Below are 7,895 nucleotides of genomic sequence, written 5' to 3'. Positions count from 1 at the left end.
CGGTCCTGGCCTTCGCCGGAGCCGAAATTGCGCGGGCGGTCGCTGCTGTCGCCGCCAAAGCGGCGGGGCCGATCCTGGCCTTCACCCGGGCCAAAGCGTCGCGGACGATCCTGGCCTTCGCCCGTGCGCGGGCCGCGCGGCGGGCGCTGGCCAGCGTCTTGCGCTTTCTTGCGGCCGCCGGCGCGTTCCTGTGCCTGCTTGATGCCGTCGACCACGGCGCGCACGCGTCCGCGGTTCAGGTCGGACACCCGCACCGGCCGGGTGGCGGCGGGTTTGCGGGCATTGCCCTCGGGCGCGGCGGTCTTGATGCCCAGCGTCTTGCGCTTGGGCGAATTGCTATCGGTCATATCTTCTATGTGGGGCGTCCGGCCTAGATGGCCAGCGCCGCCAGCAGGTCCTGTTCAAGCTGTAACTGCAGTTTGTTATCCGAGGCGAGGCGGCTGCCATCGACCAGGAAAACGTCTTCCACCCGCTCGCCGAGCGTATTGATGCGGGCGGTATGCACCGAGGTGCGATGTTTGGCCAGTACGCGGGAGATCGCGTACAGCAGGCCGGTGCGGTCGTTGGCCGACAAGGAAAGCAGGTAGTACTGGCCGCGTTCGTCGGGGCGCAGGTCCACGCGCGGCTTGATCGGGAAGCTGCGCGACTGGCGTGACAGCCGCCCCTGGGCGGGTTCCGGCAGCGTGCTTTGCTGCTGCAGGCGCTCGGCCAGTTCGTGCTCCACCAGCGCGATGATGTCGCGGTAGTTGCCGCTGGCATCGCTGCTGATGCCCGGGTCGGTCACCTGGAACGTATCCAGCGCATAGCCGTGGCGCGTGGTGTGGATCTTGGCTTCCTGGATGGAGAAGCTCTTGCGCTCGAAGTAGCCGCAGATGCGCGCGAACACGTCGGGCTGGTCCTTGACGTAGACTGCCACCTGCAGGCCTTCGCCCGCGGGCGACAGGCGCGCCTTGACCACCGGCACCGGGCTGTCCACCTTGTTGTACAGGTGCCGCGTGAGCCAGGCGATGTCGCGCGCATCGTGGCGCAGGAAGAAGGCCACGTCGAGCTGGGCCCACAATGGCTTGCCCAGTTCCGGGTCAAACGCCTTGAGCCGCAGCTGCGCAATGGTGTCGTCCTTGCGCTGCGCCCACAGCGAGTGCGGGTCCACGCGCGCGCCGCCCAGCACGCGCAGCGTGATGCGGTAGAGGTCTTCCAGCAGCTTGCCCTTCCACGCGTTCCACACCTTGGGGCTGGTGCCGCGGATATCGGCCACGGTCAGCAGGTAGAGCGCGGTCAGGTAGCGTTCGGTGCCGACCACGCGGGCGAAGGCATGGATCACGTCCGCATCGGTCAGGTCTTGCTTCTGCGCGACATGGCTCATGGTCAGGTGATGCTCGACCAGCCAGGCGATCAGGTCGGCATCTTCGCGCTCGATGCCGTGCTGCTTGCAAAAGCGCCGCGCATCCGCCGTGCCGAGCTTGGAGTGATCGCCACCGCGGCCCTTGGCGATGTCGTGGAACAGCGCCGCCACCCACAGCACCCAGGGGCGGTCGAAGGTCGCCATCAACTGGCTGCAGAAGGGGAACTCGTGCGTGTGCTCGACGATGGCGAAGCGGCGCATGTTGCGCACCACCATCAGGATGTGCTGGTCCACCGTGTAGACGTGGAACAGGTCGTGCTGCATCTGCCCGACGATACGGCGGAAGTTGATCAGGTAGCGGCCCAGCACGCTGGTCTGGTTCATCAGGCGCAGCGCGTGGGTGATGCCCTGCGGCTCCTGCACGATGGCGAGGAACAGGCGGCGGTTCACCGGATCGTTGCGCCAGCTCGCGTCCATCACCGTGCGGGCGTTGTACAGGCCGCGCAGCGTGCGTGGCGACAAGCCCTTGACGCCCGGCGTGCGCTCGTACACCAGGAAGGTTTCCAGAATGGCGTGGGGCTCGCGCTCGTAGAGATCGTCGCTGGTGATCTCGAGCATGCCCTGGCGTTCCACGAAGCGCTCGTTGATGACGCGCGTCACCTTGGATTCGCTGGGGAACAGCATGGCCTCGATATTGAGCAGCAGCACGATATTGAGCTGCGTGACCGCCTTGGCTGCCCAGTAGTAACGGCGCATCAGCTGCTCGCTGGCGCGCTTGTTATTGTTCTGGCGGTAGCCGAAGGCCTCGGCCAGCGCGGTCTGCAGGTCGAACACCAGCACGTCCTGGCGGCGCCCGGCCACCAGGTGCAGCCGCGCGCGGATGGTTTTGAGCAGGCGCTCGTTGCGGGCGAGTTCCTGCGCTTCGCGCTCGCTCAGCAGCCCGCGCTCGAACAGTTCCTTCCAGCTGTCGCCCAGCCCCGCGGCCTTGGTCATCCACAGGATCACCTGCAGGTCGCGCAGGCCGCCGGGGCTTTCCTTGCTGTTGGGCTCGAGCGAGTAGGGCGTGTCCTGGTACTTGGCGTGGCGCTGGCGCATTTCCAGCAGCTTGGCCTGGAAGAAGGCGCGCGGGTCCAGGTCGGCCTGGTAGCGCGTCTGCAGCTCGGCAAACAGCTTGCGGTTGCCCGTCAGCAGGCGCGCTTCCAGCAAGGACGTCTGGATCGTCACGTCCTGGCGCGATTCGCGGATGCAGTCGTCCACGGTGCGCACGGCGGAGCCGATTTCAAGGCCCAGGTCCCAGCACAGGCCAATGAATTTCTCCAGCCTGGAGGTGGTGTCCTCGTCGGGTTCCGATGGCAGCAACAGCAGCACATCCACATCGGAAAACGGGAACAGCTCGCCGCGCCCGTAGCCGCCCACCGCCACCAGCGCGCTGTCGTCCGGCAGGCCCAGGCCGCGCCAGGCCTCGACCAGCGCGGCATCGACCGCGCGCCGCAGGCGCGTCAGCAGGTGGCCGACATGGCCGTGCGCGTTGAAGTCCGCGAACACGGCTTGCTTGTCGGCTTTCAGCTGATCGCGAACACGGGTGGCGAGGATGATTTCCGGCGTGGCGTCCATGGCTAGGGCTTGGGGCATCGAAGGGACAGCTGAAACAAGAAGGGCGCCAACTTTGGCGCCCGTAGCGTCAGGCTGCAACAGAATCAGTGACGAACGACGGCGGCGCCTGCGTGCCCGCGGAGACGGTGAGCACGTCGTAGCCGGTCTCGGTCACCAGGATGGTGTGCTCCCACTGCGCGGACAGGCTGCGGTCACGCGTCTTGACGGTCCAGTGGTCGGGCATGGTGCGGATATCGCGCTTGCCGGCGTTGACCATCGGCTCGATCGTGAAGATCATGCCGGCCTGGATTTCCATGCCGGTGCCGGGGCGGCCGTAGTGCAGGATCTGCGGGTCCTCGTGGAAGTTCTTGCCGATGCCATGGCCGCAGTACTCGCGTACCACGGTATAGCCGGCCGCTTCCGCATGGACCTGGATCACATGGCCGATATCGCCGAGGCGGGCGCCGGGGCGCACCTGGGCGATGCCCTTCCACATGCATTCGAAAGTGATCTGCGCCAGGCGCTTGGCCAGGATCGAGCCCTCACCGGCAATGAACATGCGGCTGGTGTCGCCGTAGTAGCCTTCCTTGGTGATCACGGTGATGTCGAGGTTCACCGCGTCGCCGGACTTCAGCACGCGCTCGCCCGGGATGCCATGGCAAATCACGTCGTTGACCGACGTGCAGATGGCGCCGGGGAAGGGGGGGTAGCCGGGCGGCGCATAATTCAGTGGCGCGGGTACCGTGCCCTGCACATCGCGCATATAGGCGTGGCACAGCCGGTCGAGTTCGCCGGTGGTGACCCCCGGCTTGACGAAGGGCGTGATGTAGTCGAGGACCTCGGAGGCCAGCCGGCAGGCTACCCGCATTTGGGCGATATCGTCGGCGTTCTTGATATGGATGCTCATGCTGCTCGCAAAAGTGGCGGCGAAGCCACGGGCTGCGCCTCAAATTGAATCTGAAAGTGGGATTATCGCACCATCGGGCACCAACCGCAGCCGAAAACGGGCTTCGCCGGCTACAGTCGCCTGCTTTCCATGGCAAGTGGCCCCTTGAGCGAAGTCCTATTTTGTTGCTACAATCACTGGCTAGCCTTCTTGCGGCTACCTGGCAGGTCGATGTGACCTTGGACCTTGCGGGCAGCGGCTGGCGGGCTGGGCAGTCACTATTGTGCTGCGGTAGTGCTACGGTATTTGGCAGGCGCCTTGCGCTTATTAAATACAAAGTTATTGAAATTGCGAGTCCGTCCATCCGGGGTGTTCCTTTTCAGGAATGTCGGGGCGGACTTCAGACCTAACCCTTTTGGAGATTTTTCATGTCCGTTACCATGCGCGAAATGCTGGAAGCCGGTTGCCACTTCGGCCACCAAACCCGCTTCTGGAACCCCAAGATGGCTCCGTACATCTTCGGCCATCGCAACAAGATCCATATTATCAACCTCGAAAAGACGTTGCCGATGTTCCAGGACGCGCTGAAGTACGTGCGTCAACTGGCAGCAAACCGCGGCACCGTGCTGTTCGTGGGCACCAAGCGTCAATCGCGCGAGATCCTGGCTGAAGAAGCAGGCCGCGCTGGCATGCCTTACGTCGATGCCCGTTGGCTCGGCGGCATGATGACCAACTTCAAGACCGTCAAGATCTCGATCAAGCGCCTGAAGGACATGGAAGCCGCCAAGGAAGCTGGCGCGCTGGAAACCATGAGCAAGAAGGAAGCGCTGATGTTCGAGCGCGAAATGGACAAGCTGCAAAAGTCCATCGGCGGCATCAAGGACATGGGCGGCGTGCCTGACGCCATCTTCGTGGTCGACGTCGGCTACCACAAGATTGCCGTGACCGAAGCCAAGAAGCTGGGCGTGCCCGTCATCGGCGTGGTCGATACCAACCACTCGCCGGAAGGCATCGACTACGTGATCCCGGGCAACGACGACTCGAGCAAGGCAGTTGCCCTGTACGTGCGCGGCGTGGCCGACGCGATCCTGGAAGGCCGTGCAAACGCCGTGCAGGACGTGGTTGAAGCCGCACGCGGCGGCGACGATTTCGTCGAAGTCGAAGAAGCCTAAAGGCTTGCTGCCGAGAGGACCCCGTACCGCGCGCATCGCAAGCTGACACATCATCGCTAGCCAACCGGCCCCTGGGCCGGGGCGCTGCGCGCAGCCGGGGGTTTTCCGGCAACCGAGGGGGCGAATCTTACGCCCCCTTTTTTCGAATTGTTGTCATCCGCCCCTGGCATGATCTGGCGCGGGTGAAGTTGAACTTACCTCCGGTCCCGGATCGCGCCACATCGACGGCGGGGTAGGGCGGGGCGAACCATTCAAGGAGTGACAAATGGCGGCAATTACCGCAAGCATGGTGGCAGAACTGCGCGCGAAGACCGACGCGCCGATGATGGAATGCAAGAAGGCCCTGACCGAGGCCGAAGGCAACCTGGAAAAGGCTGAAGAGCTGCTGCGCGTCAAGCTGGGCAACAAGGCCAGCAAGGCCGCTTCGCGCGTGACCGCCGAAGGCGTGGTCGTGTCCTTCATCGAAGGTACCACCGGCGCGCTGGTGGAACTGAACTGCGAAACCGACTTCGTGTCGAAGAACGACGACTTCATGGCGTTCTCGAACAAGGTCGCCGAGCTGGTCGCCAAGCAGAACCCGGCCGACGTGGCTGCGCTGTCGGCGCTGGAAATCGACGGCGTGACCGTGGAAGCCACCCGTACCGCCCTGATCGGCAAGATCGGCGAAAACCTGGCGATCCGCCGTTTTGCCCGCTATGCCAATGGCGGCAAGCTGGCTGCTTACCTGCACGGCACCCGCATCGGCGTGATGGTCGAGTTCGACGGCGACGAAACCGCCGCCAAGGACGTGGCCATGCACGTTGCCGCGATGAAGCCGGTGTCGCTGTCGTCCGCCGACGTGCCCGCCGACCTGATTGCCAAGGAACGCAGCATCGCCGAGCAAAAGGCTGCCGAATCGGGCAAGCCGGCCGAAATCGTCGCCAAGATGGTCGAGGGCTCGGTGCAGAAGTACCTGAAGGAAGTGTCGTTGTTCAACCAGACCTTCGTGAAGAACGACAAGCAGACCGTCGAGCAGATGCTCAAGGCCGCCAACACCACGGTCAAGGGTTTCACCCTGTACGTGGTCGGTGAAGGCATCGAGAAGAAGCAGGACGACTTCGCCGCTGAAGTGGCCGCCCAAGTGGCAGCTGCCCAAAAGGCCTGAAGTCCTGGCGGCCAGGGTGCCCGGTAGGGTGCCCCACCGGTCGCCGTATAATGCCGAGGGGCACCGCAAGGTGCCCCTCGGCACAAATGACCGCGCCGCGCTTACCCGTGCGGCGCGGGCTTGGTAGCCCGTTTCCGCAGTCGTCTGACCTGCCGTGCCCCAGGGGCGCTTTGAACGCGAGTTTTTCGTGTGTTATCGCGCTGTTGCCGTGCCGGAGCCAGGCCACCCCGAAAACCGGCTTTTATAGCGGCGGCACGCCGATCCGTGCCGCCTGCCTTCAAATTTCCGGCTCAACAGAACGAGCCGAACCAGCTCCGGGGATCAATATGCCAGCCTATAAGCGCGTCCTACTGAAATTGTCCGGCGAAGCCCTGATGGGCGATGATGCCTTCGGCATCAACCGCTCCACCATCGAAAGCATGGTCAATGACATCGCTGAGATCGTGAGGCTGGGCGTCCAGGTCGCGGTGGTGATCGGTGGCGGCAATATTTTCCGCGGCGTGGCCGGCGGGGCGGCGGGCATGGACCGCGCCACGGCCGACTACATGGGCATGCTGGCCACCATGATGAATGCGCTGGCCCTGCAGGATGCCATGCGCCACGCCGACATCGTGGGGCGCGTGCAGTCGGCCCTGCGCATGGACCAGGTGGTCGAGCCTTACATTCGGCCGCGCGCCATCCGCCAGCTGGAGGAGGGTAAGGTGGTGATCTTCGCCGCCGGCACCGGCAACCCGTTCTTCACCACCGATACCGCGGCGGCCCTGCGCGGCGCGGAAATCGGCGCGGAGATCGTGCTCAAGGCGACCAAGGTGGACGGCGTCTACACCGCCGACCCCAAGAAGGACCCCAGCGCCACGCGTTATACCACCATCTCCTTTGACGAGGCGATCTCGCGCAACCTGCAGGTGATGGATGCCACGGCATTCGCCCTGTGCCGCGACCAGAAGCTGCCGATCAAGGTGTTCTCCATCGTCAAGCCGGGTGCGCTCAAACGCGTAATCCTGGGCGAAGACGAAGGTACTCTGGTGCACGTATAAGTGCTGCACCAGGCGCTGGCGCGCTGCCGCCGAAGGTGGCGCGCGTGCCGGCAAAGAGTAGAATGATTCATTTTCGATCCCGCCGTCCGGGATCATGGTTACCCGTTTTCGGAGGTAAAGATGAGCGTCGCCGACACCAAGAAGAGCGTCGAGCAGAAAATGCAAAAGACCATTGAAGCGTTCAAGGCCGACCTGGCCAAGATTCGCACTGGTCGTGCACACACCGGTCTGCTCGACCACGTGCAAGTGGATTACTACGGCTCCCCGGTGCCGATCAGCCAGGTGGCCAACGTCGGCCTGGCCGATTCGCGCACCATCAGCGTGCAGCCTTGGGAAAAGAAGATGGTCAGCGCCATCGAGAAGGCCATCCGCGACGCGGACCTGGGCCTGAACCCGTCGACCATGGGCGAGACCATCCGCGTGCCCATGCCCATGCTGACCGAAGAGCGCCGCAAGGAACTCGCCAAGGTCGTCAAGGGCGAGGCCGAGGGCGCCAAGATCGCCGTGCGCAACCTGCGCCGGGATGCCAACGAGCAGTTCAAGAAGCTGGTCAAGGACAAAGCCATTTCCGAGGACGACGAGCGCCGCGGCCAGGACGATGTCCAGAAGCTGACCGACAAGTTCGTTGCCGAGATCGACAGGATGGTCGCCGAGAAGGACAAGGAGATCATGACGGTGTGACGCTTGATGCGGCGGCTTGCCAGCCGCCGCTGTGTCCGGT

At 64.2% G+C, this 7,895-nt stretch carries 5 protein-coding genes and 2 pseudogenes; 4 read left to right on the top strand and 3 right to left on the bottom strand.

Annotation, left to right across the window (positions count from 1 at the left end):
• The 3 genes and pseudogenes from AC07XB_RS03660 to map all read right to left on the bottom strand — a co-directional run.
• Positions 1 to 347, bottom strand: a pseudogene (locus tag AC07XB_RS03660) (pseudouridine synthase); the annotation flags it as partial.
• A 23-nt stretch (positions 348 to 370) separates the two neighbouring features.
• Positions 371 to 2,956 carry a [protein-PII] uridylyltransferase gene (locus AC07XB_RS03655; RefSeq protein WP_492371723.1) on the bottom strand — a complete coding sequence of 862 codons (2,586 nt, stop codon included), beginning with the start codon at positions 2,954 to 2,956 and terminating at the stop codon, positions 371 to 373.
• Between the two features lie 67 nt (positions 2,957 to 3,023).
• Positions 3,024 to 3,845 (bottom strand): annotated as a pseudogene (gene map, locus AC07XB_RS03650) (type I methionyl aminopeptidase); the annotation flags it as partial.
• Positions 3,846 to 4,249: 404 nt separating this feature from the next.
• On the opposite strand from map, the gene rpsB reads away from it, so the two are divergent.
• From rpsB to frr, 4 genes are all read left to right on the top strand, one after another.
• Positions 4,250 to 4,993, top strand: a complete 744-nt coding sequence (gene rpsB, locus AC07XB_RS03645; protein ID WP_043346950.1) for a 30S ribosomal protein S2 — start codon at positions 4,250 to 4,252, stop codon at positions 4,991 to 4,993.
• Positions 4,994 to 5,258: 265 nt separating this feature from the next.
• Entirely contained in the window at positions 5,259 to 6,137 is an 879-nt protein-coding gene (tsf, locus tag AC07XB_RS03640; protein ID WP_492371699.1) for a translation elongation factor Ts, read from the top strand.
• A 326-nt stretch (positions 6,138 to 6,463) separates the two neighbouring features.
• Positions 6,464 to 7,174 carry a UMP kinase gene (gene pyrH, locus AC07XB_RS03635; RefSeq protein WP_043346948.1) on the top strand — a complete coding sequence of 237 codons (711 nt, stop codon included), beginning with the start codon at positions 6,464 to 6,466 and terminating at the stop codon, positions 7,172 to 7,174.
• Between the two features lie 120 nt (positions 7,175 to 7,294).
• Positions 7,295 to 7,855 carry a ribosome recycling factor gene (gene frr, locus AC07XB_RS03630; RefSeq protein ID WP_043346946.1) on the top strand — a complete coding sequence of 187 codons (561 nt, stop codon included), beginning with the start codon at positions 7,295 to 7,297 and terminating at the stop codon, positions 7,853 to 7,855.
• Positions 7,856 to 7,895: the final 40 nt, after the last annotated feature.

Source organism: Cupriavidus sp. GW821-FHT02F09 (assembly GCF_059421605.1).
This window is presented reverse-complemented; position numbering and strand designations above follow the sequence as displayed.